Origin of the sequence: Synechococcus sp. 1G10 (genome assembly GCF_002252625.1) — a bacterium.
Taxonomy (GTDB): Bacteria; Cyanobacteriota; Cyanobacteriia; order PCC-6307; family Cyanobiaceae; genus Regnicoccus_A.
Map to the genome: position 1 here is coordinate 1 of NZ_NQKW01000010.1, position 23,281 is coordinate 23,281.

The 23,281-nt window shown below is 67.1% G+C and carries 31 protein-coding genes and 1 tRNA gene; 11 read left to right on the plus strand and 21 right to left on the minus strand.

Annotation, left to right across the window (positions count from 1 at the left end):
- Positions 1 to 376 precede the first annotated feature (376 nt).
- Both CJZ82_RS10325 and CJZ82_RS10330 read left to right on the plus strand, forming a co-directional pair.
- Positions 377 to 706, plus strand: coding sequence for an alpha/beta family hydrolase (locus tag CJZ82_RS10325; RefSeq protein WP_233130189.1), 330 nt, complete (start codon positions 377 to 379; stop codon positions 704 to 706).
- 90 nt (positions 707 to 796) lie between these two features.
- A complete protein-coding gene (locus CJZ82_RS10330) occupies positions 797 to 1,429 on the plus strand; it encodes a flavin reductase family protein (RefSeq protein WP_094555703.1) in 633 nt (210 codons plus the stop codon).
- Positions 1,430 to 1,889: 460 nt separating this feature from the next.
- Here the strand turns inward: CJZ82_RS10330 and CJZ82_RS10335 are convergent, their stop codons facing one another.
- From CJZ82_RS10335 to hisF, 9 genes are all read right to left on the minus strand, one after another.
- Complete coding sequence (locus CJZ82_RS10335) at positions 1,890 to 2,078, minus strand: hypothetical protein (RefSeq protein ID WP_094555704.1); 189 nt, start codon at positions 2,076 to 2,078, stop codon at positions 1,890 to 1,892.
- A 207-nt stretch (positions 2,079 to 2,285) separates the two neighbouring features.
- A tRNA-Ser gene (locus CJZ82_RS10340) sits at positions 2,286 to 2,370 on the minus strand.
- Positions 2,371 to 2,460: 90 nt separating this feature from the next.
- Positions 2,461 to 4,530 carry a ComEC/Rec2 family competence protein gene (locus tag CJZ82_RS10345; protein ID WP_094555705.1) on the minus strand — a complete coding sequence of 690 codons (2,070 nt, stop codon included), beginning with the start codon at positions 4,528 to 4,530 and terminating at the stop codon, positions 2,461 to 2,463.
- Between the two features lie 89 nt (positions 4,531 to 4,619).
- A complete protein-coding gene (locus CJZ82_RS10350) occupies positions 4,620 to 4,799 on the minus strand; it encodes a hypothetical protein (RefSeq protein ID WP_094555706.1) in 180 nt (59 codons plus the stop codon).
- 24 nt (positions 4,800 to 4,823) lie between these two features.
- Positions 4,824 to 5,732 (minus strand): glycine--tRNA ligase subunit alpha, encoded by a 909-nt coding sequence (gene glyQ, locus CJZ82_RS10355; RefSeq protein WP_094555789.1) that lies wholly within the window; start codon positions 5,730 to 5,732, stop codon positions 4,824 to 4,826.
- Between the two features lie 58 nt (positions 5,733 to 5,790).
- Positions 5,791 to 6,255, minus strand: a complete 465-nt coding sequence (gene lysM, locus CJZ82_RS10360) for a peptidoglycan-binding protein LysM (protein ID WP_094555707.1) — start codon at positions 6,253 to 6,255, stop codon at positions 5,791 to 5,793.
- 27 nt (positions 6,256 to 6,282) lie between these two features.
- A complete protein-coding gene (ubiE, locus tag CJZ82_RS10365; protein WP_094555708.1) occupies positions 6,283 to 6,996 on the minus strand; it encodes a bifunctional demethylmenaquinone methyltransferase/2-methoxy-6-polyprenyl-1,4-benzoquinol methylase UbiE in 714 nt (237 codons plus the stop codon).
- Between the two features lie 24 nt (positions 6,997 to 7,020).
- Entirely contained in the window at positions 7,021 to 7,365 is a 345-nt protein-coding gene (locus tag CJZ82_RS10370; protein ID WP_094555709.1) for a hypothetical protein, read from the minus strand.
- 41 nt (positions 7,366 to 7,406) lie between these two features.
- Positions 7,407 to 8,270, minus strand: coding sequence for an imidazole glycerol phosphate synthase subunit HisF (gene hisF, locus CJZ82_RS10375; RefSeq protein WP_233130190.1), 864 nt, complete (start codon positions 8,268 to 8,270; stop codon positions 7,407 to 7,409).
- A gap of 45 nt (positions 8,271 to 8,315) precedes the next feature.
- On the opposite strand from hisF, the gene CJZ82_RS10380 reads away from it, so the two are divergent.
- The 3 genes from CJZ82_RS10380 to CJZ82_RS10390 are packed head-to-tail and all read left to right on the plus strand — an operon-like array spanning position 8,316 to position 11,668.
- The gene (locus CJZ82_RS10380) at positions 8,316 to 8,549 is read left to right on the plus strand and encodes a DUF2862 domain-containing protein (protein ID WP_094555710.1); all 234 of its coding nucleotides are present in this window, start codon (positions 8,316 to 8,318) and stop codon (positions 8,547 to 8,549) included.
- 1 nt (position 8,550) lies between these two features.
- Positions 8,551 to 9,534: a chlorophyll synthase ChlG gene (gene chlG, locus CJZ82_RS10385; RefSeq protein ID WP_094555711.1), complete on the plus strand. Its 984-nt coding sequence runs from the start codon at positions 8,551 to 8,553 to the stop codon at positions 9,532 to 9,534.
- 7 nt (positions 9,535 to 9,541) lie between these two features.
- Positions 9,542 to 11,668, plus strand: coding sequence for a PBP1A family penicillin-binding protein (locus CJZ82_RS10390; RefSeq protein ID WP_094555712.1), 2,127 nt, complete (start codon positions 9,542 to 9,544; stop codon positions 11,666 to 11,668).
- Positions 11,669 to 11,687: 19 nt separating this feature from the next.
- Here the strand turns inward: CJZ82_RS10390 and CJZ82_RS10395 are convergent, their stop codons facing one another.
- Positions 11,688 to 13,058: a 16S rRNA (cytosine(967)-C(5))-methyltransferase gene (locus CJZ82_RS10395; RefSeq protein ID WP_094555790.1), complete on the minus strand. Its 1,371-nt coding sequence runs from the start codon at positions 13,056 to 13,058 to the stop codon at positions 11,688 to 11,690.
- Positions 13,055 to 13,393: an MGMT family protein gene (locus tag CJZ82_RS10400; protein ID WP_094555713.1), complete on the minus strand. Its 339-nt coding sequence runs from the start codon at positions 13,391 to 13,393 to the stop codon at positions 13,055 to 13,057. Before CJZ82_RS10400 ends, CJZ82_RS10395 begins: the two co-directional genes overlap by 4 nt.
- A 132-nt stretch (positions 13,394 to 13,525) precedes the next feature.
- Here CJZ82_RS10400 and CJZ82_RS10405 point away from each other — a divergent pair, with 132 nt between their 5' ends.
- Together CJZ82_RS10405 and trmH are read left to right on the plus strand one after the other, a co-directional pair.
- Complete coding sequence (locus CJZ82_RS10405; protein WP_094555714.1) at positions 13,526 to 14,671, plus strand: S1C family serine protease; 1,146 nt, start codon at positions 13,526 to 13,528, stop codon at positions 14,669 to 14,671.
- 43 nt (positions 14,672 to 14,714) lie between these two features.
- Positions 14,715 to 15,404: a tRNA (guanosine(18)-2'-O)-methyltransferase TrmH gene (gene trmH / locus CJZ82_RS10410; protein WP_094555715.1), complete on the plus strand. Its 690-nt coding sequence runs from the start codon at positions 14,715 to 14,717 to the stop codon at positions 15,402 to 15,404.
- A 63-nt stretch (positions 15,405 to 15,467) separates the two neighbouring features.
- Here trmH and CJZ82_RS10415 read toward each other — a convergent pair whose 3' ends face one another.
- Complete coding sequence (locus tag CJZ82_RS10415; RefSeq protein WP_094555716.1) at positions 15,468 to 15,728, minus strand: hypothetical protein; 261 nt, start codon at positions 15,726 to 15,728, stop codon at positions 15,468 to 15,470.
- Positions 15,729 to 15,981: 253 nt separating this feature from the next.
- Here CJZ82_RS10415 and CJZ82_RS19480 point away from each other — a divergent pair, with 253 nt between their 5' ends.
- Positions 15,982 to 16,605 (plus strand): prepilin-type N-terminal cleavage/methylation domain-containing protein, encoded by a 624-nt coding sequence (locus tag CJZ82_RS19480; RefSeq protein WP_304442170.1) that lies wholly within the window; start codon positions 15,982 to 15,984, stop codon positions 16,603 to 16,605.
- A 54-nt stretch (positions 16,606 to 16,659) separates the two neighbouring features.
- Here CJZ82_RS19480 and CJZ82_RS10425 read toward each other — a convergent pair whose 3' ends face one another.
- A complete protein-coding gene (locus tag CJZ82_RS10425; protein ID WP_094555717.1) occupies positions 16,660 to 17,541 on the minus strand; it encodes an ABC transporter permease in 882 nt (293 codons plus the stop codon).
- A 148-nt stretch (positions 17,542 to 17,689) separates the two neighbouring features.
- Between CJZ82_RS10425 and CJZ82_RS10430 the strand changes: the two genes are divergently transcribed.
- Positions 17,690 to 17,887: a hypothetical protein gene (locus CJZ82_RS10430; protein WP_233130191.1), complete on the plus strand. Its 198-nt coding sequence runs from the start codon at positions 17,690 to 17,692 to the stop codon at positions 17,885 to 17,887.
- Between the two features lie 124 nt (positions 17,888 to 18,011).
- Here CJZ82_RS10430 and CJZ82_RS17895 read toward each other — a convergent pair whose 3' ends face one another.
- The 6 genes from CJZ82_RS17895 to CJZ82_RS10460 all read right to left on the minus strand — a co-directional run bounded on the left by CJZ82_RS17895 (position 18,012) and on the right by CJZ82_RS10460 (position 21,209).
- Positions 18,012 to 18,215 carry a hypothetical protein gene (locus CJZ82_RS17895; protein ID WP_143593629.1) on the minus strand — a complete coding sequence of 68 codons (204 nt, stop codon included), beginning with the start codon at positions 18,213 to 18,215 and terminating at the stop codon, positions 18,012 to 18,014.
- A gap of 136 nt (positions 18,216 to 18,351) precedes the next feature.
- Complete coding sequence (locus CJZ82_RS10440; RefSeq protein WP_255380889.1) at positions 18,352 to 18,804, minus strand: transposase; 453 nt, start codon at positions 18,802 to 18,804, stop codon at positions 18,352 to 18,354.
- Between the two features lie 287 nt (positions 18,805 to 19,091).
- Complete coding sequence (locus CJZ82_RS10445; RefSeq protein WP_143593630.1) at positions 19,092 to 19,754, minus strand: type II secretion system protein J; 663 nt, start codon at positions 19,752 to 19,754, stop codon at positions 19,092 to 19,094.
- A gap of 5 nt (positions 19,755 to 19,759) precedes the next feature.
- Entirely contained in the window at positions 19,760 to 20,299 is a 540-nt protein-coding gene (locus CJZ82_RS10450) for a GspH/FimT family pseudopilin (RefSeq protein WP_094555722.1), read from the minus strand.
- Positions 20,296 to 20,721 carry a hypothetical protein gene (locus tag CJZ82_RS10455; protein ID WP_094555723.1) on the minus strand — a complete coding sequence of 142 codons (426 nt, stop codon included), beginning with the start codon at positions 20,719 to 20,721 and terminating at the stop codon, positions 20,296 to 20,298. Before CJZ82_RS10455 ends, CJZ82_RS10450 begins: the two co-directional genes overlap by 4 nt.
- Complete coding sequence (locus CJZ82_RS10460) at positions 20,718 to 21,209, minus strand: hypothetical protein (protein ID WP_233130192.1); 492 nt, start codon at positions 21,207 to 21,209, stop codon at positions 20,718 to 20,720. Before CJZ82_RS10460 ends, CJZ82_RS10455 begins: the two co-directional genes overlap by 4 nt.
- A 448-nt stretch (positions 21,210 to 21,657) precedes the next feature.
- Here CJZ82_RS10460 and CJZ82_RS10465 point away from each other — a divergent pair, with 448 nt between their 5' ends.
- Positions 21,658 to 21,855 (plus strand): type II toxin-antitoxin system VapB family antitoxin, encoded by a 198-nt coding sequence (locus tag CJZ82_RS10465; protein WP_094555725.1) that lies wholly within the window; start codon positions 21,658 to 21,660, stop codon positions 21,853 to 21,855.
- Positions 21,852 to 22,208, plus strand: a complete 357-nt coding sequence (locus CJZ82_RS10470) for a type II toxin-antitoxin system VapC family toxin (protein WP_094555726.1) — start codon at positions 21,852 to 21,854, stop codon at positions 22,206 to 22,208. Before CJZ82_RS10465 ends, CJZ82_RS10470 begins: the two co-directional genes overlap by 4 nt.
- Here the strand turns inward: CJZ82_RS10470 and CJZ82_RS10475 are convergent.
- Together CJZ82_RS10475 and CJZ82_RS10480 are read right to left on the minus strand one after the other, a co-directional pair.
- Positions 22,202 to 22,564 (minus strand): nucleotidyltransferase domain-containing protein, encoded by a 363-nt coding sequence (locus CJZ82_RS10475; RefSeq protein ID WP_198949732.1) that lies wholly within the window; start codon positions 22,562 to 22,564, stop codon positions 22,202 to 22,204. The genes CJZ82_RS10470 and CJZ82_RS10475 overlap by 7 nt on opposite strands.
- 40 nt (positions 22,565 to 22,604) lie before the next feature.
- On the minus strand, positions 22,605 to 23,234 hold the full coding sequence (locus CJZ82_RS10480; RefSeq protein WP_094555728.1) for a Uma2 family endonuclease: 630 nt from the start codon (positions 23,232 to 23,234) through the stop codon (positions 22,605 to 22,607).
- Positions 23,235 to 23,281: the final 47 nt, after the last annotated feature.

Genomic DNA, 23,281 nt, shown 5'->3' on the forward strand with positions numbered 1-23,281 from the left:
CAGTCTCTGCCTGAGATGCAATCGGGAATCACGCCGACGTCAAGGGTTCAGCCGTAGCGATGTTCGCTGCGAGCTGTCCTGCCCCCTGAACGCATACAGTTGCTTTTTGCCCTGGCAAACCTTTGGATGGTTCGGGAACGAATACCTGATCCAGCGTAGTACAAGGGTTTAGTGAGTCTTAAAGGTCGACATTCATCCAAATATCAAAACAAAATGCATGCTGGAAACTGCCTGAACGTCTCTGCAAGGACTGGAGTGAGTGAATGGGGGCAAATTCTGCTCAGCATCGTCTCATTGACGAGAATGAGACTAGGTTTTATGGGTTAAGCCGTCTTGATCAGAGTTTCCTTAAGACGCTGGCGTAGCCAGCCTGCTGGTGGATGAGCTGGCTGCCAGTGATGGGGTGCGCGGCTGCATCTGTCTGGGCTATCCCTTCCACCCGCCCGGCAAGCCACTGCAGCTGCGCACCGAGCACTTGGCCGCCCTGCAGACCCCGACCCTGATCCTGCAGGGGGAACGCGACACGTTCGGCCGCCGCGATGAGGTTGAGACCTACAGCCTCTCGCCGCAGGTGCAGCTGCGCTGGATCCCGAGCGGTGACCACAGCTTCAAGCCCACCCGCAGCTCCGGCCTCAGCGAGGCGGACAACTGGGCCATGGCGGCGGCCCTGAGCGATCAGTTCCTGCGGCAGCTGCTCAGCTGCTGAGCACTGGCTTCCCAGAAGAAGATCATCGTCAGCAAGGGCCAGTTGGGGGTGGTTGTTGCAGCATGAAGTGCCCCTGATCTCGGCCCGTCGATGCCCGGACCCGAGCCGATTCGCTCCATTGACCCCGGCACCCTGGATAGCGGAGCGCTCTACCGGCTCTGCACCAGCCTGGTGGTGCCGCGGCCGATTGCCTGGGTGAGCACGATCAGCAGCGAGGGGCAAGCCAACCTGGCGCCGTTCAGCTTCTTCAATGCCGTGAGTGATCAGCCGGTGGTGCTGATGGTCTCGATCGGTGCCCGGCGAGATCGGGAGAAGGACACCCTGCGCAACATCCGCCAGACCCGCTGCTTTGCCGTGCATGTGGTGGATGACCGGCTCGTCGGGGCGATGAACATCACTGCCACCGACTACCCGCCTGGCACTGATGAATTTGATGCCGCCGGGCTGGCTGCTGTGCCCTGCAGCCGGATCGCGGCGCCACGTGTGCGGGATGCTGCCGCCTGCCTCGAGTGTGAGCTGCTCGAGCTGATCCCCGTGCCCGACACCACGTTCACGATGGCTCTGGGCCAGGTGGTGATGGTGCACGTACAGGAGCGTTGCCTGGGCGCCTCGGGTACTGCTTCGGCGGAAGCACTCCGCCCCTTGGGCAAGTTGGCCTCGAACGACTACACCCGCCTGGGGGAGGTGTTCGAGCTGGTGCGCCCCAGGATGGGGCAGGCATGACAAAGCCCGGTGACGAGGCCACCGGGCTTTGAAGCAATTTAGTTGGTGGGGGCAGAGCTGCTGACGCTGGCACCTGGGGCCAGTTGACAAGTGGGACTTCCCGTTTGGTCCTGGGCACCTGAGGCAGAGCCGTTAACGGTGCAATGGACGGCGTTGCAGTAAATCAAACAGCCGCGTCACACGCCGGGGAAGTCAGTGATCCGTAGAAAGTGTTGGAGCAGGGACCGGATCGTCAGCGCGCTCCTGGCTGATGCTCAGGTGGGGCGTCTTCCATGCTTTGGAGCCTCCCGGTGGTCGATGCATTCACAATCGGACGGCCAGCTGCTGCCGGCACGTGCTGCAGCTCGATCGACAACGCTCTTCACCGGGGGCAACTGGTCTTCATGAAGAGGGCTTCATCGCTCCGCAACTGGCCCACTCGGCAGGCCTGGCAACACTTCCAAGGCTTGCAGGCTGGCGCTCATCTCTGGGTGTCCGTCGGTTCTGGCGGCAGCCGCCGCTCCACCTGCAGAAACACGAGCCAGGCCACCCCGGCGCTGATGCCGCCGGTCCAATCGCTGCGCAGCAGCTCCACGATCGAGATCGTGCTGGCACCGATGCGGAGGCCGCGCAGCAGAAAGCGGCCCAGCTTCTCAAGGTTTGGGGGCATGGTCAGGGGCTGCGGCTGGAGCTTCAGGTTGGCGGGAGGGTAGATCCCGCCAGCTGCTTGGCGATCAGCACCCCTTGCTGCTCCAGTCGATCGAGGCGTTGCTCCAGGTGCTGCAATGCAGCCCCGCCGACCCTGATCCCAGCTTGGATCAGGGGAAGTTGTGGGGCGCAACGAGACCTGCCGGGAAGAGCAGTTTTGACCGAAAAACGGAGAGGGTGGGATTCGAACCCACGGAAGGTTTCCCTTCAAACGATTTCGAGTCGTTCGCTTTCGACCACTCAGCCACCTCTCCAGGACCGACCTTCCGTGCCCACAGGCACCGATGGCTCAGCCACGCGGCACTCTACGGATTCATCAGCACGAATTCATAAGCGGGTATGTGTCAGCCTGCTGCTCCCTCAAGCGATCCACTCGTACCGCTGGCGCTCCAACCCCTGGGCAGGCCAGGGGCTTCGCCGCTGAGCCACACCTGCCCGGGGCCAGAGGCGCTCAGCAGTTGCTGCTGGCGGGGGCTGGGCCGAAAACCCAGCCACACTCCCGCCAGCGATTCAGCATTGGGCTGGCCGCGATCGCTCCATGCCTCAAGCGACTGGGGATCGGGCAGCAGCCACCAGCGGTGGCGGCCGATGCCGAGATGGAGGGCCTGGCTATCGCCGCTGAGGGGAGCAAGGCTGAGGCCGGGGCTTTCCAGGCGCTGACCAGGCTGCAGGCCGCTCTGGCCATCGTGACTGGAGACCAGCAGTGAGGTCTGGCCGCTCCAGCAGGCCGGATCGGTCGGAGCGACCGGATCAAGCAGCGTGATCCAGTCGTAGCGCTCCAGGCCGAGGCCACTGGCGAGCTTGCGGGCATCGGCGCAGCTGAAGTCATCGGCGCGGCCACTCACCAGGGCGCCGCGCCCCCGGTGGCGGGCTACCAGCAGATCGCCGCTCCAGCGGTGCACCAACAGCAGGGCATCACCGCCGAGCAGGGCCAGATGCACCGTCAACACCAGAGCCAGCCCCGCCGCCCCCAGCCGCCGCGGCCAGGCGCCGGCACCCGGCAGCAGCCAGGGCAGCAGTGAAAGACCGAAGAGCAGCACCAGGGCGGGCAGGGGGCGGCCCAGCTGCCACTGGGCCATCGGCAGGGCCGCGAAGCCGCGGGTGATCGCCAGCAACAGGCTGCACAGCGGCAGCAGCGGCCAGGCCAGCAGCGGCAGCAGGGGCGGCAGCAGCACCGCCGTCAGCGCCATCGCCATGGCGCCGAGTGTGAGCGGGGTGAGCAGGGGCGCCACCACCAGGTTGGCGGGCACGGCATACAGGGGAACGATGCCGAAATGGTGCAACTGCAGCGGCAGGGTCCAGAGCGAGGCGGCCACGGGCACCGCCAGCCCCGCCGCCGCCCAGGCCGGCAGGCACCTGGTCAGGGCCGCCTCCAGGGGGCTAGCGGTGAGGATCAGTCCGGCGGTCGCCGCCACCGAGAGCTGGAAGCCCACGTCCTGAAGCCACCAGGGCTCCACCAGCAGCATCAGCAGAACGCTCAGCAGGAGCACCCCCAGGGGCCGGCTGCGGCCGCCGCTCTCAAGCACCGCAAATGCCACCCCACCCATCAGCACTGCTCGCACCACCGAGGGCTGGGGGCCCGCCAGCAGCAGGAACAGCAGCATCGCCCCCAGGGCCAGGAGGCAGCGGGGCAGCCGCGGCAGCCGTCGACCCAGGGTCATCACCGCCCCGAGCAGCACCGTGAGGTGGAAGCCGGAGGCGGCCAGGGCGTGGGAGAGGCCGGCGGCGCGGAAGCTGGCGCCCACATCCGCCGGCAATGGCACCACGGCGCTGCCAAGTACGAGGGCCGCGAGAATGCCCCCCTTGCGCTCCCCGCCCTGCTGGATCAGGGCGGCGGCCATGCGGCGGCGTAGATCGGCGATGGGGGTGGCCGGGCGCGCCAGCACCCTCAGATCCGTGGCGGCCCCCAGGCGCAGCTGGCTCCAGATGCCGCGGCGGGCGAGGCGTTCCGCCGGACCGCTCAGCAGCGGATGGGGGCCGCTGACCGGCCGCCGCAGGCTGCCGCTGGCCTCCACCAGCCAGCCCTGGCGCAGGGGCGGGCAGGGTTCCAGCAGCAGCTCAGTGTGGCCACCGGCCGTGCGCAGGGGCAACGAGCAGCCCCCCGCATCGCCCCGAGGGCGGGGATCGCTGGCGAGCTGACCGCGCAGCACCTGCTCACGGCCACTCTCGCCCTCCAGCAGCTGCACCGGATCGCCCGGGCCTGGCTGGGGCTGGCGCCAGAGCGACCAGAGCAGCAGCGACGGGGCAATCACCAGCAGGGCCAGCGTCGGCAGCGGCCTGGCCCCCAGCTGCCGTGCCCGCCAGCAGCCGGTAGCCCCGAGCAGGAACAGGATGACCAGCCGGGACATGGCTGCCAGGGGCACGGTGCCGAGCGCCAGCCCCGCCAGGGCGAGTGACACCACCAGAAAGGGCATGGAACCAGCGCCAGTCCCCGAAGGATTCCCAGCTCAAGCAACTCTGGTCGTCATCAGGTCGTCATCTATGCGTCATCTGGTCGCCAGCGTCAGCCGGGCAGGCTGAGCATCAGCTCACAGAGCTGGGGGCTGGGCAACTCCTGACCCAGCAGCGGAGCCACCAGGGCCGCCAGCGGCCTCAGCCGGCAGGGCCAGATCGCCCGCTCGGTGAGCCGGCCCGCCTGGTAACTGCCAGCGATCAGCACCAGCGCCAGCAGGTTGCGTTTCATCAGCGGAGCCTCCCTGAAGTGACCTCAGGCCAGAGCCGGTTCAGCCGCCAGGGCGCGGCGCTGGTCGTCGCTGAGCAGGGGAAAGCCCAGGGCCTGCCGTTCCTGCAGCCAGGCCTCGGCCACCTGGCGCGCCAGATGGCGGATGCGGCCGATGGTGGCGGTGCGCTCCGTGACCGAGATCACGCCGCGGGCCTCCAGCAGATTGAAGGTGTGGCTGCACTTGAGCACGTAATCCAGTGCCGGGGCGGGCAGACCAGCCGCCACCAGATCGCTGGCTTCCGCCTCATAAAGAGCAAAGAGCTGCTGCAGACGTGCGGGCTTGGAGGCCTCGAAGTTGTAGGTGCACTGGCCCTTCTCCGAGGCCAGCCAGAGATCGCCGTAGCTGCGCTGGCCGTTCCAGCTCAGGTCCCAGATGCTCTCCACATCCTGGAGGTACATGGCAAGGCGTTCGAGCCCGTAGGTGATCTCGATCGACACCGGCCGGCAGTCGAGGCCGCCGCACTGCTGGAAATAGGTGAACTGGGTGACTTCCATGCCATCGAGCCACACCTCCCAGCCCACACCCCAGGCACCGAGGGTGGGCGACTCCCAGTTGTCCTCCACGAAGCGGATGTCGTGGTCGCGCTGGCGGATGCCGAGGGCTTCGAGGGAGGCCAGGTAGGTCTCCTGGATGCCGTCGGGGGAGGGCTTGATCAGCACCTGGTACTGAAAATAGTGCTGGGCGCGGTTGGGGTTGTCGCCGTAGCGGCCGTCGGTGGGGCGGCGGCAGGGTTCGGGGTAAGCCACGGCCCAGGGCTCGGGGCCGATTGCCCGCAGCACCGTGTGGGGGCTCATCGTGCCGGCGCCCTTTTCCGTGTCATAGGGCTGCAGCAACAGGCAGCCCTGGTCGGCCCAGAAGCTGTTCAGGGCGGCGATGATGTCCTGGAAGTGCACGCTGCCGCTCGCCGATGGCGCCATGGGTTCGGGCCATTGTGGGACCGCAGCCGCACCCTCACCCTTTGGGAATGCGCAGCTTCTGGCCAGGGAAGATGAGGTCGGGGTCCTCGATCACCTCCTTATTGGCGGCGAAGATCTCGGTGTAACGGGCCCCGTTGGCGTAGGCGCGCTCGGCGATGCCCCAGAGGGTGTCACCCTCCTCCACCAGCACGAAAGTGGAAGGCTCCGCCGGTTTGGCGGTGGCGGCTGGAGCGGGCACCTTCAGGTCGGCAGCCTCCACCTTGCTGACCCCCTCCACATTGCCGGCGATCAGCACGGCCTTCTCGAAAGCCGCCTGGTCCTTGGCGTTGCCGGAGACCGTGGCTGCGCCGTTGGCGACGGACACCTTCAGGTCGGTGAGGCCAGGGTTGTTCTTCTCGATGTGCTGCTTGAGCTTCTCGCCGGTCTTGGCGGGATCTTCGCCATGGTTGAAGACTTTCTTGCCGATGTTGGCGGCGAAATCGAAGAGTGGAACGCCCATGACGCAGCAGGCAACTGACTGACCCAGTTAAGCCACCAGAGCGAGCAGCCCCATCAGGCCGCCGGCCAGCGGACGGTGCCGTGCCCAGGCGAAACCGGCCTCGTGAGCCAGGTTCTCCTGCTCGCCGCCGCGGGGAAAGCGCTCCAGGCTGGCTTCGAGGTAGGCGTACTGCTCGGGCAGATCGAATAATCGCGCTGTGGGCACCACCAGCCGGCGCAGATAGAGGCGCTGGAAGGCCGCCGCCATTGCCCCTGTGGGGGAGCTGGGGTCGGGGCGGTTGAAATCCAGCAAAGCCGCCCGCCCTCCCGGGCGCAGCAGCCGGCGCAGCTCCCTGAAGCCCTCGGCTGGATCAGCCAGATTGCGCAGTCCGTAGGCCATCACCGCCCCATCGAACGACTGGGGCGGCAGCCCTGTGGCCAGGGCATCGCCCTGGTGCCACTGCAGCGGCAGCCAGGGCTGGCGGGCGCCGCGGGCGGCGGCCACCTGCAGGGGAGCATTGGCGGCATCCAGGCCGATCACCTGCCCACCTGGCCGCACCTTCGTGGCCAGCACCAGTGCCAGATCACCGGTGCCACAGCAGAGATCAATCAGGCGCTGTCCCGGCCGCGGGCGCAGCCACAGCACCGCCTGACGTTTCCAGAGGCGGTGAAGCCCGAAGGAAAGCAAGTCATTGAGCTGGTCGTAGCGAGGGGCGATGGCCTCGAACAGCTCTCGCACCGCCTGGGGATCACCGGGCTTCAACGGCGGAGATGGAGCGGGGGACGCTCAAGACGATCGCAGGGCGGAGCAACGGCTGGGATCCACCAGGCAATCAAGGGATCCATCCCAGGGGAGCTTGACCGAATCGAGGCTGACGCCTGGATCCTCAATGGGCTGGGGCAACCAAAGTGCGCGGCCGGCGAGGCGATTTGGACCTGTGAGGGTGAGCACCATCACAGTGGCCAGCCCGACGGCGGCCGAGCAGACCATGCAACCGGCGAGCATCAGCGAAAACTCGCGGCGGTCACTTGCCGACTGCATCAACTGAAGAGCCCAGGCAACCAAAGCAACCACCACAAACACCATCAGTAGGCCGAGGGCTGTGGAAAGAGGTGGCTGCAGGGCCGGCACGGGGAGAAAGGCGAGTGAGAGCCTAAATGAAGGCGTTTTAATCAATGTAACGAGAGTTTGCGATCGGCTGTGATTGCATCACCTCCGCCGGCCAGGGAAGGGCACTCAGCTTCCAGCGACCAAGCCTGCAGCGATTCAGCCTCCAGCGGCCGCAGCTCCAGGCCCCGCGCCAGCAGCTCGCTCTTGATCGCCTGCACCGTGAGCACGCCGTCGTGGAGCAGGGAGGCCAGCAGCGCCGCTGAGGCCTGGCCCTCATCAAGGGCGGCGGCGATGTGATCGATGCTGCCGGCACCACCCGAGGCGATCACCGGCACCTCCACCGCCTCAGCCACGGCACGGGTGAGGACCAGGTCGTAGCCGGCCTGGGTGCCATCGCCATCCATGGAGGTGAGCAGGATCTCACCGGCACCGAGGGCCACGGCGCGCTTCGCCCAGGCCACGGCATCGAGGCCGGTGTTATGCCGCCCGCCCTTGACATACACGTCCCAGCCGCTGCCATCCGGGCGGCGCCGGGCATCGATCGCCACCACGATGCACTGGCAACCGAACTGGCGGGCCCCTTCGCTGATCAGCTCCGGCCGCGCCACCGCCGAGGAGTTGAGGCTCACCTTGTCGGCGCCGGCCCGCAACAGCTCGGTGATGCCCTCCACAGCGCTGATGCCGCCACCCACGGTGAAGGGAATGGTGACGGCCTCGGCGGTGCGGCACACCAGGTCAACGAGGGTGCGGCGACCCTGGTGACTGGCGGCGATATCGAGGAAGACCAGCTCATCGGCACCGGCGACGTCGTAGCGGCAGGCGAGCTCCACCGGATCACCGGCATCGCGCAGACCGATGAAATTGACCCCTTTGACCACCCGGCCGTCGGCCACGTCAAGACAGGGAATGATGCGCCGGGCCACCATGGTCTCGCTGTTAAGGTTGCGCCACCCGATCCAGTCGCGCCGGTCATGTCCCAGGCTGCCACCTCAGGCCCCTCGAGCGCCGTAGTGATCGGTTCGAAGGTCAGGATCACGCGGGTGCGTGACCAGATCCCCGCCGAGCTGGTCGAAATGCTTCAGAGCGATGCCACCGGCACCGTCCGCGATTTCAAGATGACCGATGGCAGCGGCATCGGGGTGGTGGTGGAACTCGCCAACGGCAGCACCGGCTGGTTCTTCGACGACGAAATCGCTGCGGTCTGATTTGAGCGACGCCCCCGAGACCAGCAACAGTGGCGGCGGCGCCCGTCAGCTGCTTGGCATGAAAGGTGCCAGCGGCACCAGCTCCATCTGGAAGCTGCGCCTTCAGCTGATGAAGCCGGTCACCTGGATCCCCCTGATCTGGGGTGTGATCTGCGGTGCGGCGGCTTCCGGCAATTTCCACTGGACCCTGCCGGAAGTAGGCGCGTCCCTGGCCTGCATGGTGATGAGCGGGCCGCTGCTGGCCGGCTACACCCAGACGATCAACGATTACTACGACCGCGAAATCGACGCGATCAACGAGCCCTACCGGCCGATCCCATCGGGCGCCATCTCCCTGCCCCAGGTGAAAGTGCAGATCTGGTTGCTGCTGATCGCCGGCCTGGCGGTGGCCTGGGGCCTGGACCTCTGGGCCGGCCACACCACCCCGGTGGTGCTGCTGCTGGCGCTCGGTGGCTCACTGGTGAGCTTCATCTATTCAGCACCGCCGCTGAAGCTGAAGCAGAACGGCTGGCTGGGCAACTACGCCCTCGGCGCCAGCTACATCGCCCTGCCCTGGTGGGCCGGTCAGGCCCTGTTCGGCCAGCTCACCTGGACCACGGCCCTGCTGACCCTGGCCTACAGCCTGGCGGGCCTCGGCATCGCCGTGGTGAACGATTTCAAGAGCGTGGAGGGCGACCGGGCCCTGGGGCTGCAGAGCCTGCCGGTGGTATTCGGGATCAAGCGGGCCAGCTGGATCAGCGCCGGAATGATCGATCTGTTTCAGCTGGCGATGGTGGCCGTGCTGATCGTCATCGGTCAGAACTTTTCGGCCGTACTGCTGGTGCTGCTGATCATTCCCCAGATCACCTTCCAGGACATCTGGCTGCTCCGCGATCCAGTGGCCTTCGATGTGAAGTACCAGGCAAGCGCCCAGCCGTTCCTGGTGCTGGGGATGCTGGTCACGGCGCTGGCGATCGGGCACAGCAGCCTGACCGTGGTGATGTGAGGGACCTGTGAGCAAACGCAGGCGGCGCTTGCTGTTGGTCGCTGCCTTCGCAGTCACCGCTGGAGGCGCCACGGCCCTGGGGGTGAACGCCCTGGTCAAGGGGATGGACAGCCTGTTGCCCGACGCTCGCCGGATCAGCACCTTCAACCGTCCGGGCACGGTGACGATCCTCTCGGCCGACGGGGAGGTGCTGCAGAAACTGGGCCCGGCCACGCGCGAGAAGGTGGCCAGCGGCAAGATGCCAGAGCTGGTGAAGGAGGCCTTCATCGCCGCCGAAGACCGCCGCTTCTATCAGCACGAAGGCATCGACCCCACCGGCATCGCCCGGGCGATGCTGCGCAACCTGCGCCGGGGCTCGGTGGAGGAGGGGGCGAGCACGATCACCCAGCAGCTGGCGCGCACGGTGTTCCTCAGCCAGGACCGCACGCTGATCCGGAAGCTGAAGGAAGCGGCCCTGGCCGGAAAGCTGGAGCGGCAGCTGAGCAAGCAGCAGATCCTCGAGCAATACCTCAACTATGTGTATCTGGGCTCCAGCGCCTACGGCGTGGCCGATGCCGCCTGGATCTACTTCTCCAAGACCCCCGACCAGCTGACCCTGCCGGAGGTGGCCATGATCGCGGGGCTGCCGCCAGCGCCCTCGGTGTATTCGCCACTGGTGAACCCGGAGCTGGCTCTGCAGCGTCGCAGCGTGGTGCTGGAGCGGATGGCCCAGGCCGGCTTCATCGATGCCGGGGAGCTGGCCGACGCCAAGGCCACACCGCTGCAGCTGAAGCCGGCCCTGCCTAAGTACTGGAACAGCCGCGCCCCCTTCTTCACCGGCTGGGTGGCACAGGAGCTGCCCAAGGTGCTGAGCGCCGAGCAGCTGGAAGTGGGCGGACTGACGATCCGCAGCAGCCTGAATCAGGCCTGGCAGGAGGAAGGCCAGAAGGTGATCGATTCCAGCGCCTACGGCGGCCTGGAGGGGGCGCTGGTGACGGTGGAGCCGGGCACCGGTCTGGTGCGGGCGATGGTGGGCGGCAAGGACTTCAACAAGAGCCAGTTCAACCGCGCCACCCAGGCGCTGCGCTCACCCGGCTCCACCTTCAAGCTGTTCGTGTATCTCTCTGCCCTCAAGGCCGGCATGAAGCCGGAAGACACGGTGCTGGATGCCAAGCGCTGCTTCGCGGGGTACTGCCCCAAGAACTTCAGCGACCGCTACCTGGGCAGGGTCTCACTGGCGACGGCGCTGCAGAACTCGCTCAACACCGTGGCCGTGAGCCTGTTGCAGCAGGTGGGCTTCGACAAGGTGATCGCCACGGCCCAGAGCCTGGGCATCACGCGGGAGCTGGGGCGCTTTTACCCGATGGCCCTCGGCGCCTATGAGCAGACCGTGCTCGACATGACCACGGCCTATGCGGCGGTGATCAACCGCGGGGTGTACGTGCCGGCCACCCCGTTCGAGGAGATCAACGGACCGAATGGTGAGCTGCTCTGGAGCCGGCGCGTGGATGGCGACAAGGGGCGGCGGGCGGTGGACAGCGACATCGCCGATGCCATGGTGTGGATGCTGGAGAGGGTGGTGAGCGGCGGCACCGGCGGCGCGGCCTCCCTTTCAGGGCGTCCCGTGGCGGGCAAGACCGGCACCTCCGAGGGGGCGCGCGACCTCTGGTTCATCGGCGGCATTCCCCAGCTCACCACCGGCGTCTGGCTGGGCTACGACAACAACCGCAAGACCGGCAGCGACAGCGGTTCGGCCGCCGCAGCCTGGGGCCGCTACATGTCGGTGGTGGTGAAGGACCTGCCCGTGAAGCAGTTCGCGCCCAAGCCCGTGCTCACCGGCACGTTCAAGCCCACCAGGGCGGCCAGATCAACCTTCCAGCAGGGCCGTCCCAGCGACCTGCCCACCCCCGGCGAAGACCGCGACCGGACAGAACCATCGCAGACGCCGCCACCGAGCGAGCGCGGCAGCGACCTGCCTCCCCTTCCCGATCTACCCACGCTGCCGCCGCCGAGCCAGCCACCCCAGGAGCGTCAACCAAGCCCCGAACCCCTGCCCGCTCCGGAGCCCGCACCAGCCCCGATTGCGCCCTCTTTCCCGGTGGCACCCCCGCCCGTGGCACCGCCTCCCCCGGTGGCACCTCCTCCCGTTCCCTGAACCGGCTCGCCCGCGTGCTTCAGCCGGGCGCCTGCAGCACTGCGGCATAGAAGCCATCTCCACCCTGGGGACCAGGCCAATGCTGCTGTTGCGACAGCAGCCGCCAGCCAGGATGGTGTTCCAGGAAAGCGGCGATCAGGTCGCCATTTTCGCTCGGGTGCACGGTGCAGGTGGCGTACACCAGGCGGCCGCCGGGGACCAGCAGCGGCAGCATCGCCTCCAGCAGGTTGCGCTGCAGGTCCACCAGCTCGCGGATGCCCCCTGGGGTCATGCGCCAGCGAGCATCAGGGTGGCGCGCCAGAGTGCCCAGCCCCGAGCAGGGGGCATCGAGCAGGATGCGATCGAAGGGTGGTCCGGGGAGGGCGCCGGAGAGGGCGGCATCGGCGGTGAGCGGCTCGATCGCGCTGAGCCCCAAGCGGCGGGCGTTGTCGCGCAGGCGGCGGAGACGGCCCTCGGAGCGATCCACCGCCAGCACGGTGCCGGCATCACCGATCAATTCGGCCAGGTGGGTGCTCTTGCCGCCGGGGGCGGCGCAGGCATCGAGCAGGCGCTCCCCGGGCTGGGGGTCGAGCAGGGGGGCGATCACCTGGGCGGTGCGGTCCTGCACGCTCCAGTGGCCTTCGGCATAGCCGGGCAGGGCACGCAGATCACCGCTGCGGCCGCCGAGGCTGAGGCCCCAGGGCAGATCCGGCAGGGGTTCGGCGTTCACGCCAGCAGCGGCGAGGGCCTCGATCACCCCCTCGCGAGTGGCGCGCAGGCGGTTCACGCGCAGATCGAGGGCGGGCGGCTGGTTGGCAGCCAGGGCGAAGGCCTCGGCGCCCGCGCTGGGCAGCCACTTCAGCAGCCCATCAGCCAGCCAGGGGGGCAGGGAACCGCGCAAGGCCAGGCTGGCGGCGGGATCAGCGGGAAGGGGCAGGGGCTCCCAGGCGGCGGCAGTGGGGGGGAGGGCCTGCCGGCGGCGCAGACAGGCCCGCAGCAGCCCATTCACCACCGGCGCCAGGCGGACGAGGCCGTCGCGCTTGGCCAGCTCCACCGTTGTGCTCACCGCCGCCGAGGCCGGCACCCGGGCGGTGAACAGGAGCTGATAGAGACCGAGGTGCAGCAACCAGCGCAACGGCGGCGGCTGGCGCTCAGCGCGCACCTTGCCGAGGGCGTCGATCCAGCCGTCAAGCAGGCCTCGCTGGCGGATGGCACCGCAGGCCAGCTCGGTGGCCAGGGCGCGATCGGCCGGCGCCAGGGGGGAGCGGCGCAGCTCCCGCTCCAGAGCCAGATCGGTGTAAGCGCCGGCCGCCACGGCCTGCAGCACCCGCCAGGCCACGCGCCGGGCCTCGAGCCCGATGGCGCCCTGGTCTGGTGCCGGCGGGGCTGGGGTGGCGGGGGAGGCGCTCAAACGGCAGGGGGCGGCGGCCTCCACAGATAGCGCCGCAGGGGCAGCCGGCCCTGCTCGTCCACGGGGATGCCCTCAGCGAGCAGCAGCTGGCGCTGCATCCAGTCGCTGCCTTCGCGCGCCAGGCTGAGGCTGATGCAGCCGCGGGCATTGACGATCCGATGCCAGGGCACCTCCGAGGGCAGGGGCAGACGGCGCAGCGCCCAGCCCACCTGACGGGCGCAGCCGTAGGCACCGATCAGCTCAGCGATCTGCCCGTAGGTGGCCAGCCGGCCGGCGGGAACCAGACCAACCGCCGCCCACACCCGCTGATCGAAGCCGGGAGTGCCATCAACCATGACAAGGGCTGACCGGAAGCAGCGGCAGAAAGATCCTGTCATCAGCGCTGGCGGAAAGCCGATCGAAGCCGACAAATCGCGGCCATAGAACGGAGTTCACAACTCCTTTGAGCCCCCCAACGGGCCACCACGATGCGAAGCACCAGCAGGATCAAGAGGGCCGCCTGGGGGCTGACGGCAGGGGCCGCCGGCCTGGCGCTCACGCTCAGTGGCTGCGGCCTGGTGCGCGCCACTGCCGAGGCACCGTCGGCACGGGCCGCGGCCGCCACCCTGCCGGCTCCAGTCGCCAGAGCGGATGCTGCAGATTCTGATGCAGCCAGTGCCTGTGCAACAGGCCGACAGAGCGCCGAGGAGGTGTTCCGCTCGGCCCGGGAGGGGGTGGCGGTGGTGTCCACGGGCAGCGGCATGGGCAGCGCCTTCGTAGTGGCCCAGCAGAACGGCCTCACCTACCTGGCCACCAATGCCCATGTGGTGGATGGCAGCGAGGTGGTGCAGCTGAAGTGGGTGGATGGCAGCAGCGACCGGGCCAGGGTGGTAGCGCGCGGATCAGGGGAGGAGCCCACCAGCGACCTGGCCCTGCTGGCGGTCGAGGGCACGCGGGGCAAGGTGCTGCGCCTGCGCGATCAGGCCTCTGCCGTGGGTCAGGAGGTGTTCGTGATCGGCGCCCCGAAGGGCCTGGAGTTCAGCCTCAGCCGCGGAGTGGTGAGCAGCCTGCGCGGCAACGAGCAGATCCTGCAGATCGACGCGGCGGTGAATCCCGGCAACTCCGGCGGCCCGGTGCTGGATGCGGGCCAGTGCGTTGCTGGTATCGCCACCTTCAAATTCGGCGACAGCGAGGGGTTGAATTTCGCGGTGTCATCGCAGGTGGTGCGCGAGTTCCTGGCGCAGCTGCCGGCCGCTGGCCAGCCTGCGGCGGAGCCTCCTGGCCAACGCCAGGCCCGGCGGCCGCAGCTGCCGCAGCCGCCTGATCTGAAACCCAGTCAGGATGGGCTCTGCCTGTTCCGCGCCGCCGGTGGCAGCGATGAACAGATCCCCTGCCGCATCAGCCGCGTGCGTGGCCGCAGCGGCGGCACCCTCTACGACCTGGCCTGGGCCGACGGCTCCCGCAACGCCTATGCCTTCTTCGCCGATGGGCGCGTGGCGATTCGCGCCGAGGACGGCAGCGGCCAGACCCAGGAGGACGAGGGCAGCTTCCGGCGGTTGCAGGGTGGGGTGGCGGTGCTCAGCAGCGGCAACAGCCTCGCCTTCATCCCCGGACTGGATCCGGTGCTGAACTGAGGCGCGGCAGGCGGCCTACGGTCGCCCTTGCCGCGCCGCGCCCATGCCCCTGCTGCCCCGCCGCTTCGAGCGGATCCGCTCCGTGCTCGATCGGCGCATGGCCGATCTCAGCGTGGTGCTGGAGGCGGTGGACAAGCCCCACAACCTCTCGGCGATCCTGCGCAGCTGCGATGCGGTGGGGGTGCTGGAAGCCCATGTGGTGAGCCTGAAGGGCCGTCCGCGCACGTTCAACAGCACGGCCCAGGGCAGCCAGAAGTGGGTGCCCCTGCGTCCCCACGACACGGTGGAGGAGGTGCTGGGCCAGCTGAAGCAGCAGGGCTTCCGGCTCTATGGCACCCAGCTGGGCACAAGCGCCGTGGATTACCGCCAGTGCGACTTCCGCGGCCCCACAGCCTTCGTGCTGGGGGCTGAGAAATGGGGCCTGAGCGAGGCGGCGGCGGCGATGGTGGATCAGGCCCTGTTCATCCCCACCGGCGGCATGGTGCAGTCGCTGAATGTGTCGGTGGCGGCGGCGGTGCTGCTGTTCGAGGCGCTGCGGCAGCGTCAGGCGGCGGTTCTGGTGCCGCAGGCCGGCGAAGGCTTGCCGAAAGGAGCGCGCGACAAGCTGCTGTTCGAGTGGTCCTACCCCCAGGTGGCGGAGTGGTGCCGTCGCCAGGGGCGCCCCTACCCAGCGCTCACAACGGAGGGGGAAATCAGCGAAGAGCTGCCGCGAACCCTGAAACTGCGCTACTGAACTATTGAGCTACTGAGCCCGCCCAGGATTCAGATAAGCAAGATGCTCACAGGAATGGAATCTTCAGAGGAACGGGATCAGCACGTCGTTGTGGTTCGGCAGCGGCGGAGGCGCCTGGCCGCTGCGGGCCCTCGGTAACCAGAGGGCCAGGCCCACCCCGAGAACTTCCAGCAGCACGGGCCGTGCCACCAACAAGACCACGGCCAGCGCCCCAAGGGCCAATATGCGCTCAAGCAGGCCGATCACGTCGTCGCTGTTGGCCGTGCCCAGCAACCAGAGCAGCGCTGAAGCTGCCAGCAGGAGTGTCATGACCCAGATGGGCATTAAAGGGGGCAGAACTGTTAATCAGTCTTACTAAGAACCGGAGCCCCACGCAGCGGGCCAGCAGGGTTGGCCAGGAAACCAACAAATCAGGCCGCTTGGCGAGGCCCAGGAGCTTGTCAGCGGTTGCTGAGCAGCGCGTGAGGAGCTTTTCAAGGCAAATATGACGATGAAGGGTCCGTCTTGCCTGGAAAAGAGCGGGCAAAGCATTAGAACTTCATTAAAGAATAATTAAAGCTTGACAAGGAACACCCTTTTGGGGCACGAGCTGACCCTTGTCCACGCCAAGGCTAAGAAAGCAGCAAACACATTGCTACGAGCAGAGTTTGCCTTGAAAGCCATAAAACGCAATGGCTTATGTGAAGAGATTGCAGCCAAGCGGCCCATGACCGCCAAGAGGGGAACGCTCATAGGCGTCAACTTGAAATCTCTGACCATGAGCACCAACATGAAAATCGCCATCATCCGACAGCTGAGACAGCATCAGGCCAGTGCCAACAGGTTCACCAAGGGATTCACTCTGGTGGAGCTGATGATTGTGGTTGCTGTTATCGGCATTCTCTCCGCTGTGGCACTCCCGCAGTACCTGCAAGCCCGCAACGCAGCCCAAGCAGGAGCAGCCATTGGTGAAGCCCTTGGACTGGCTAAGGAGTGTGCGACATTTGCCGCCTCGGACATTGGCGGCGCACCTAATCCACCTGCCGCTGCTGGAGTTGAAAATCCAAAACCCTGTGAGGCTGCTACCGGGGGAACGTATACCGCCAAGTGGACAGCAGGTCCGGTAGGCATTCGTTGTCTTGCTGGAACTTCAACCTCAGCAAACACCACGGCAACGATCACTATCGACGGGAATGGGACCATTGGCTGTGCCTTGTCCTGACATGGAGCAAGCCATCTCCACCTCCCTTATTTGCGGGCATGACGTGAGGACCCGTCACCCTCCGCGTCCTCCATCCCCTCCACTCACCCAGGCCTCCAGCCCTTCCCCCAAGAACGAAAGCCCCAGCACCAGCACGAACATCGCCAGGCCGGGGTAGAGGGCGGTCCACCAGATGCCGGTGGGTAGGGCGGTGAGAGCCTGCTGGAGATCGCCGCCCCATTCCGGAATCGTTTCCGGCAATCCGAGACCAAGAAAACCCAGACCGCCGAGCACCAGCACCGCATCGGCGGCATTGAGGGTGAGCAGCACCGGCACCGAGGTGATCACATTGCGGAAGAGATAACGGCGCAGGATCCAGATTGGCCCGGCCCCCAGGGTGCGGGCGGCCTCCACGTAGAGCTCGGCCTTCACCTGCGCCGTCTGGTTGCGCACCACCCGGAAGTACTGTGGGATGTACACCACGCAGAGGGCGGCAGCGGCATTGGGCAGGCCGCGGCCGAGCAGGAAGGCCAGCACCACCGAGAGCAGCAGCACCGGCAGGGTGTAGAGCGTGTCCATCAGCAGCACCAGCACCCGGTCGAACCAGCCGCCGAGGTAGCCGCTGAGCATCCCCAGGGGCACCCCGATCACCAGGGCCACCACCAGTGCCAGCAGCACCACCTGCAGGGCCACGCCAGCGCCTGAGAGGGTGCGAACGCACACATCACGCCCGAGGCGGTCGGTGCCGCACCAGTGCTGCAGCGACGGGGTTGAGTAGATCGGATTCTCCAGGCCGGTGTTGGGGTCGGCCAGCAGGCCCAGATGGATCAGCAGCGGCGTTAGCAGGGCGATCAGCCCGTAGATCAGCACGATCACCAGCCCCCAGCGGGCCATGCGGCCGGAGAGGTCGGTGGGGCGCCAGCGGCGCAGCAGCCCGGAGCGCGGCAGGGTGGTCATGGGCGGCGGGGGCTCGGCGCGTCCAGTTTGGGGCAAGCGTCTGTGGTCCGCAGGGGGACCGCTGATGCGCCGCGAGAGCCGGCCCCTTGACGCGCTCCCCACTGCGACCCGAGATCGGTTCGATCGAGAGAATGCTGCTGGGCAAGGAGTGGCGATGAAGCTGGGGCTGACGCTGGATGCGGGGCTTGACGCCAGGGCACTGCTGGCGCTGGTGCTGCTGCTGGATCCATTGGGGTCGCTGCCGGCGCCGGAGGATCGGGCGGCCGAAACGGGGCAGAGCGCCGATATCGATCCAGGCGGCATCGCTTGGCTGGCCGACAACGACGCCCCGCTTCTGCGTCGGTAGCTGGCAACGGGGCGAGCGGTCACTGGAAGAGGACATGACCCCGTTTCCGCCGGAAGAGGATCCGTCAACCCAGCTGTGGCTGATCGAGCCGAGCCGGTTCGCGGCTGTGCTTGGGGATGGGACCTCACGGGCTCCGGCCAGCGGAGATGAGTCCCTGCGGCTGCCCCCCGGCGGCGATCTGCTGTTGCCGAGGCAGGCTGCAGCGGCGCAACCGGCGCTGGCCACCGATAGTGACTTGGCTGATGCGGAGATCGCCCACAGCTGCCGTTGGCTCGGCGGTGAGGTACTTGCCACCTTCGATCGCAAGGCTGCAGCGCTGCTTCCTCACTACAGCCTTCAGCTTGGGGTGCCTTGGCATTTCTACTTGGCGATCGTCAGGAAGCTGGCACGAGCTTTTTCACGGTTGCAATGGAGGCTATGGCAACCAAATCCTGGGACTGTAGGCAAAGATCATCGATGATACTTTAGGTGCTTTGCCTCGGCTCATTGAGTAACTTCCAATCCGTGGGGGAGTCGATATCTGCCGAGTTGCAGGAAGCATCAATGCTGACGGCTCCCCAGTTCTTGCCCTCTCGCCAGCCAGCAGGCTTGACAATTGAGTCAAGTGAGAGCTGCTCGACACCGTCTCCATCGGGATCACCTGCTTCTTCGTTATCATCCAGCCCGGCAGCTACGGCCTCAACCAGCATCTCTTTGCCTCGCGATACGATCAGCTCATTGATTGCGCGCAGCTCTTCATCTGATAGACGCTCACGAAACCGGGCATTCATTGATGGGTCGAACAATGCTTTACTTGAGTGGCAAGAGAATCCAAGAGAGCAAGGCATAAAGGCATTCTTCTGAAACTGCCTGACGGCCTCATCATCACTCAGCCCAAGTCTCTGCTTGATGCAAAGGGCGCAAAATGCCAAGCGCACCGATTGTGCAAGAGCTCCGATCGTGGCACTGAATTGTAGCGTTTAGGACATCTCAAGCTGCTCCCACGGCATCAACCGCGAAAGGATCACCTAGCGCTGTTACGGATCAAGTGTGCCACCACAAGGAAGACGGGATTCCTCGATGCAGAGTCATCCATTCATAGACACGATGTAGAGCAAGGACTCGCCGGTTTTGCGCACGCTTAGCAGATTTTCACGGCACAAACCAGCTGCGATTGAATGGATTTGGGATATTTCATGAAGCCATAATTAGTGAGCGCATCCCCTCACCCCATCCCAGCCACCGCCTCGCTGCGCACACGCCGCGCCGGGCCGTTGGCCACAGCCGAGCTTTGCTCCAGCCGCATCGCCACCAGCCCGCTCACCGGATCAAGGCAGGCTGAGAAGGGCAGCGCCGCGGAGCTGTTCAGCACCTGGCCGCCACTCAGCTGGCCGCAGCCGCTCCAGGGGGTGGGGTCGCCAGCGAGGCCATCGAGCACCACCAGGCTCTGGAAGGTGCTGGCTGGGTTCACCGATCCATCGAGCCGATAGGCCGGTCCGCAGCGCATCAGCACCCGGCCCCGCCAGATGCCGCTTGGCGCTGCTCCCACCGAGTAGGTGATCGTGGCCACACCCGTGCTCACCGGCACCCGCAGCTGCAGCACCGGCGTGCGCCCCGCCAGACCGCAGCTCACCGCATCCGGCGCCACTCCCGCGCCCACCACCGCCGTAGCCCGCTCCAGATCGTCGCGGATCAGCGCCATTGCCCGCCGCTGGTGCGCCCGCTCCCGCACCATCCAGCTGAAGCGCTGGGCGTTCTGCCCCTCCCCCACCAGCGCCTGGATCATGCCGCCGCAGACCATCAGCCCCAGAACCATCGCCAGCAGCAGTTCCACCAGTCCGAAACCTGCCGCAGAGGGTGGCGCCGATCGCCACAGTTGCCGTGCCATCGCTCTCATAACGCAAGGTCCGGGCGGCAGGCGCTGCTATCGGGTGCCCCAACCTCGGCGCCTCCGTAGCGGCCCAGCCGCACCACCCCCAGCGGCAGGGCCATCACCAGGCAGCGGCGCAGCTCGGTGCCCTCACTGCTGAGCACCACCGTGCCGCCATCCAGCACCAGGCCGTTGCTGCTGAAGCGCAGCGCCGCCGGCAGGTTGTGGCGCACCTGCACCGATCCGCTGTCCACTCCATCATCAAGGCGGCGCAGGCCCTCGCCGCAGGCGGGTGGCGCTCCGCCGCTGCCCGGCGCCTCCCAGCCCGTGGCACCCAGGCTCATCGCGCAGGGCTGCCCCTGCTCCGCCGCCTGGGCACGTCCCCGCTCGATCCCCTGCGCCAGCCTCCGCGTGGCGGCCTCCAGCCGCTGGATCGCCAGGTTTTCGCCCCAGGCCATCAGCGCCATCGCCGCCAGAACCCCCAGCACCGTGATCCCCACCAGCAGCTCCGGCAGCGTGAAGCCAGCTCCAGGGCTGGGGTGGCAGGCATTCAGGCTCCTCATGCCCCCACCTCCGTTTCGGTGGCTGGCGGCTGGCACAGCCCATGGGCCGCCGCCATGAACAACCGCCGCCGCTCGATCGCTTGATGCTCGCTGCGAAGCACCAACCAGAGTCCGCCGGCCGCGTTGTTCTGTTCGCGCTGCAGCGTGGCCGTCACCTCCGCCGGCAGCTCCGTGGCAGCCGCCTGCAGCTGGGCCTCCATCCAATCGCCCGCCACCGCGCAATCCTTTGCTGGTGCCACCGCCAGAGTCGCTCGGCGCAATCCATTCTCCCGCCGCAGCAGGTCGGCATCGAGGCGGCGCAACAGCTCCTGCCGCTGCTCGGCGCGCTGGCTCCAGAGCGCACTCGACGCCCACAACTGGGCCGAGGCATTGGCCGCGAGGCCGAACACCACCGCCGCCACCATCACTTCCACCAGATTCATCGCCCCAGCCCCCGCACACTGCGCACCAGCGGCGCCCCGTCGCCGGGCACCACCGCCAGGGCATAGAGCCGCTGGCTGCCTGCATCGCTCAGCTGCAGCCGCAGCTGACCGGGCCGGGCCGCCTCGCCATCCAGAGCCGGTGTCCAGCCCACCACCCGGTAGTCGTTCTCTCCCACCTTGCCCGCCGCCACCATCGCCGGATTCAGCCCCGGCGCACAGCCAGCCACCGGCATCACCCAGGCCGCGGAAGCCTGCGGCAGCAGACAGGCATAGGCGCCGCTCAGCTGGGCCGCCACCCGCTGCGCCGCTGAATCCAGCGCATCCTCCTGCTGGCGTTGCTTCAGCTCCGCCGCCGCCAGGGCCGATCCCTGCAGCGCCGCCGTCTGCACCGACAGGCTCGTGAGCAGCAGCACCAACGCCGCGCCGACCGATAGCGGCAGGACAAAGCCAGCGGCAGACGCCGGGCCTCTCGTCCGGGCAACCGGCACCGCCCCCAGGCGGCACCACAAAACAGATCGAGGCACCATTGGCGGCCCCCTTCAGCAACAACTCCCCCAGCGTTCCCAGCCAGTGAGTGATTACCTCCCGATTCCAACGGCCCTGGGCGATGGCTTCAACAAACTTTGCGTGGGCTCAGAGCAGCGCCTCTGAATTGAGAAGATCGAGTCAGAGCGCCTCCGCCTGGGTCTGGGTTTGGCGCAGCCAGGTTGACTTCCCATTCCGGTGCGGCCCGAACAGGAAGAAACTGCCAGCTGGCTCCTTGAAGAAATCGCCCTATCGCCGCCAAAAACGCAGGCAATCTGGCGCTTGCGTCGCCATTTCTGCATGCTTTGGAGGTCTCCTCAGGTCTGGCGGCGCCGGCGGGGCTCAGCAGCGCCATTAATCGCATCATCTGATGACAGAATTGATGCCACACCAGCCTGGACTGAATCGAGCATGCGCACCACCCTCAACCTCGACGACGATCTCCTCAGCCAGGCCCAGCAGCTCAGTGGCATCAACGAGCGTCCAACGCTGATCCGCGAAGCGCTCAAAGCTCTCGTGCAACGTGAAAGCGCCCGCCGCCTAGCCGCTCTGGGTGGCTCTGAGCCCCAGCTCCAGTCCATCCCCCGGCGCCGCAGCGATCCGGCGTGATCCTTGTCGACACCTCGGTCTGGATCGAGCACCTCCGCGGAACTCTGCCGGAGCTGTCGCAGTGCCTTGAGCAAGGGACGATCGCCATCCACCCCTGGGTGATCGGGGAGTTGGCATGCGGCAATCTCCAGAACCGCCAGCTCGTGCTGGATCTGCTCAAGGCCTTGCCTCCCGTGGCGATCGCGACGGATCATGAGATTCTGCTCATGATCGAGAGCCGGCAGCTGATGGGACGGGGGATCGGATACATCGATGCCCACCTGATCACCTCCGCCCTGCTCAGCCAGGCCATCCTCTGGACACGAGACCGACGATTGGCCGCCGTGGCCGGTGAACTCCACCTCTCCTACTGATTCAGCTTCGCCTCCAGCGGCGACGGAGCGATCAGCCAGCGCAGGTCGCGATCAAGCGTTGCCGCCAGCTTCGGGTTCCACTGGGGGAGGCTTTCCCACTCCCGGCGGCTGTAGACGAGCAGATCGGTGGCCAGCGGAAGATCGGCCGTGTCCCAGGGGCGCAGGCGCTCCCAGATCGGCAGCTCGCACTGACGCAGCACCAGCAGCAGATCCAGGTCGCTGCCCACACCGGCATCGCCGCGCCCGTAGGAGCGGAACACACCCACCGCCTCCAGCTCCGGTTGGGCCGCCGCCTGGCGCTGGGCCCACTGCCCTGCCGCCTCAAGCACGCTCTCGGAACTGGGCCAGCGCAGCACGGACCCATTCAATGATCGCTGTGGCACGAAACAGGCCCTCTCAAACGTCCCAGATCGGAGCCAGATCCAACACCAGGCCCGCGAACAGCTCGCCACCATCGAGCTCCTTGGCGTCGTCGTGGCGCTCAGGGGTGGCGGCGGCCCCAGCGCGCCAGACCTCCACGGCTCTCTCCTCGGACAGCAACAACCAGCCCAGCTGCGCCCCGTTGGCCTGATAGGTGTCCATCTTCTGGCGGAGTGCACTCACGCCACGGGGCCCTTCGTCGGACGCGCTGGCCATTTCCACCACCAGATCGGGGCAGAGGGGCGCGAACCCACGGCGCTGCTCCGGGCTGAGAGCCTGCCAGCGATCCAGGCGCACCAGGGAGGCATCAGGGCTCAGCACCGAGCCATCCGGCAGCCGAAATCCGCTGGAGCTGTCGAACCCCTTCAAGGGCAGGCCACTCCGGCGAACCGCCCACCACAGCAATGCACCAAGGGCCTGGTTGCGGGCGCCGGCTTCGCTGCCGGTGGGGGTCATGGCAATCACCTGGCCATCGGCCGCCAGTTCGAGCACCGCATCGGGATTGGCCTGGCACACCAGCTCGAACTGATCAGCGTTGAGCCGTAGGTCCCAGGGCAGCTGCAGCGGCTGCACGCCAGGCGTTGGGCTTGGAGGTGCCAGCGTCATCGACCTTCCGCCTGCTGAACTCCACCGTAACGAGATCACTCAGGCCA

Bases quoted from the DNA above. Each gene is read 5' to 3' on its own strand.
- CJZ82_RS10335 (WP_094555704.1), bottom strand. From the start codon at position 2,078: ATGCCCCCAAACCTTGAGAAGCTGGGCCGCTTTCTGCTGCGCGGCCTC.
- CJZ82_RS10455 (WP_094555723.1), bottom strand. From the start codon at position 20,721: ATGAATCTGGTGGAAGTGATGGTGGCGGCGGTGGTGTTCGGCCTCGCG.
- CJZ82_RS10345 (WP_094555705.1), bottom strand. From the start codon at position 4,530: ATGCCCTTTCTGGTGGTGTCACTCGCCCTGGCGGGGCTGGCGCTCGGC.
- CJZ82_RS10445 (WP_143593630.1), bottom strand. From the start codon at position 19,754: ATGGCACGGCAACTGTGGCGATCGGCGCCACCCTCTGCGGCAGGTTTC.
- hisF (WP_233130190.1), bottom strand. From the start codon at position 8,270: ATGGTGGCCCGGCGCATCATTCCCTGTCTTGACGTGGCCGACGGCCGG.
- CJZ82_RS10350 (WP_094555706.1), bottom strand. From the start codon at position 4,799: ATGAAACGCAACCTGCTGGCGCTGGTGCTGATCGCTGGCAGTTACCAG.
- CJZ82_RS10465 (WP_094555725.1), top strand. From the start codon at position 21,658: ATGCGCACCACCCTCAACCTCGACGACGATCTCCTCAGCCAGGCCCAG.
- CJZ82_RS10480 (WP_094555728.1), bottom strand. From the start codon at position 23,234: ATGACGCTGGCACCTCCAAGCCCAACGCCTGGCGTGCAGCCGCTGCAG.
- lysM (WP_094555707.1), bottom strand. From the start codon at position 6,255: ATGGGCGTTCCACTCTTCGATTTCGCCGCCAACATCGGCAAGAAAGTC.
- CJZ82_RS10330 (WP_094555703.1), top strand. From the start codon at position 797: ATGCCCGGACCCGAGCCGATTCGCTCCATTGACCCCGGCACCCTGGAT.
- trmH (WP_094555715.1), top strand. From the start codon at position 14,715: ATGCCCCTGCTGCCCCGCCGCTTCGAGCGGATCCGCTCCGTGCTCGAT.
- CJZ82_RS10415 (WP_094555716.1), bottom strand. From the start codon at position 15,728: ATGCCCATCTGGGTCATGACACTCCTGCTGGCAGCTTCAGCGCTGCTC.
- CJZ82_RS10400 (WP_094555713.1), bottom strand. From the start codon at position 13,393: ATGGTTGATGGCACTCCCGGCTTCGATCAGCGGGTGTGGGCGGCGGTT.
- CJZ82_RS10405 (WP_094555714.1), top strand. From the start codon at position 13,526: ATGCGAAGCACCAGCAGGATCAAGAGGGCCGCCTGGGGGCTGACGGCA.
- CJZ82_RS10425 (WP_094555717.1), bottom strand. From the start codon at position 17,541: ATGACCACCCTGCCGCGCTCCGGGCTGCTGCGCCGCTGGCGCCCCACC.
- CJZ82_RS10450 (WP_094555722.1), bottom strand. From the start codon at position 20,299: ATGAGGAGCCTGAATGCCTGCCACCCCAGCCCTGGAGCTGGCTTCACG.
- CJZ82_RS10380 (WP_094555710.1), top strand. From the start codon at position 8,316: ATGTCCCAGGCTGCCACCTCAGGCCCCTCGAGCGCCGTAGTGATCGGT.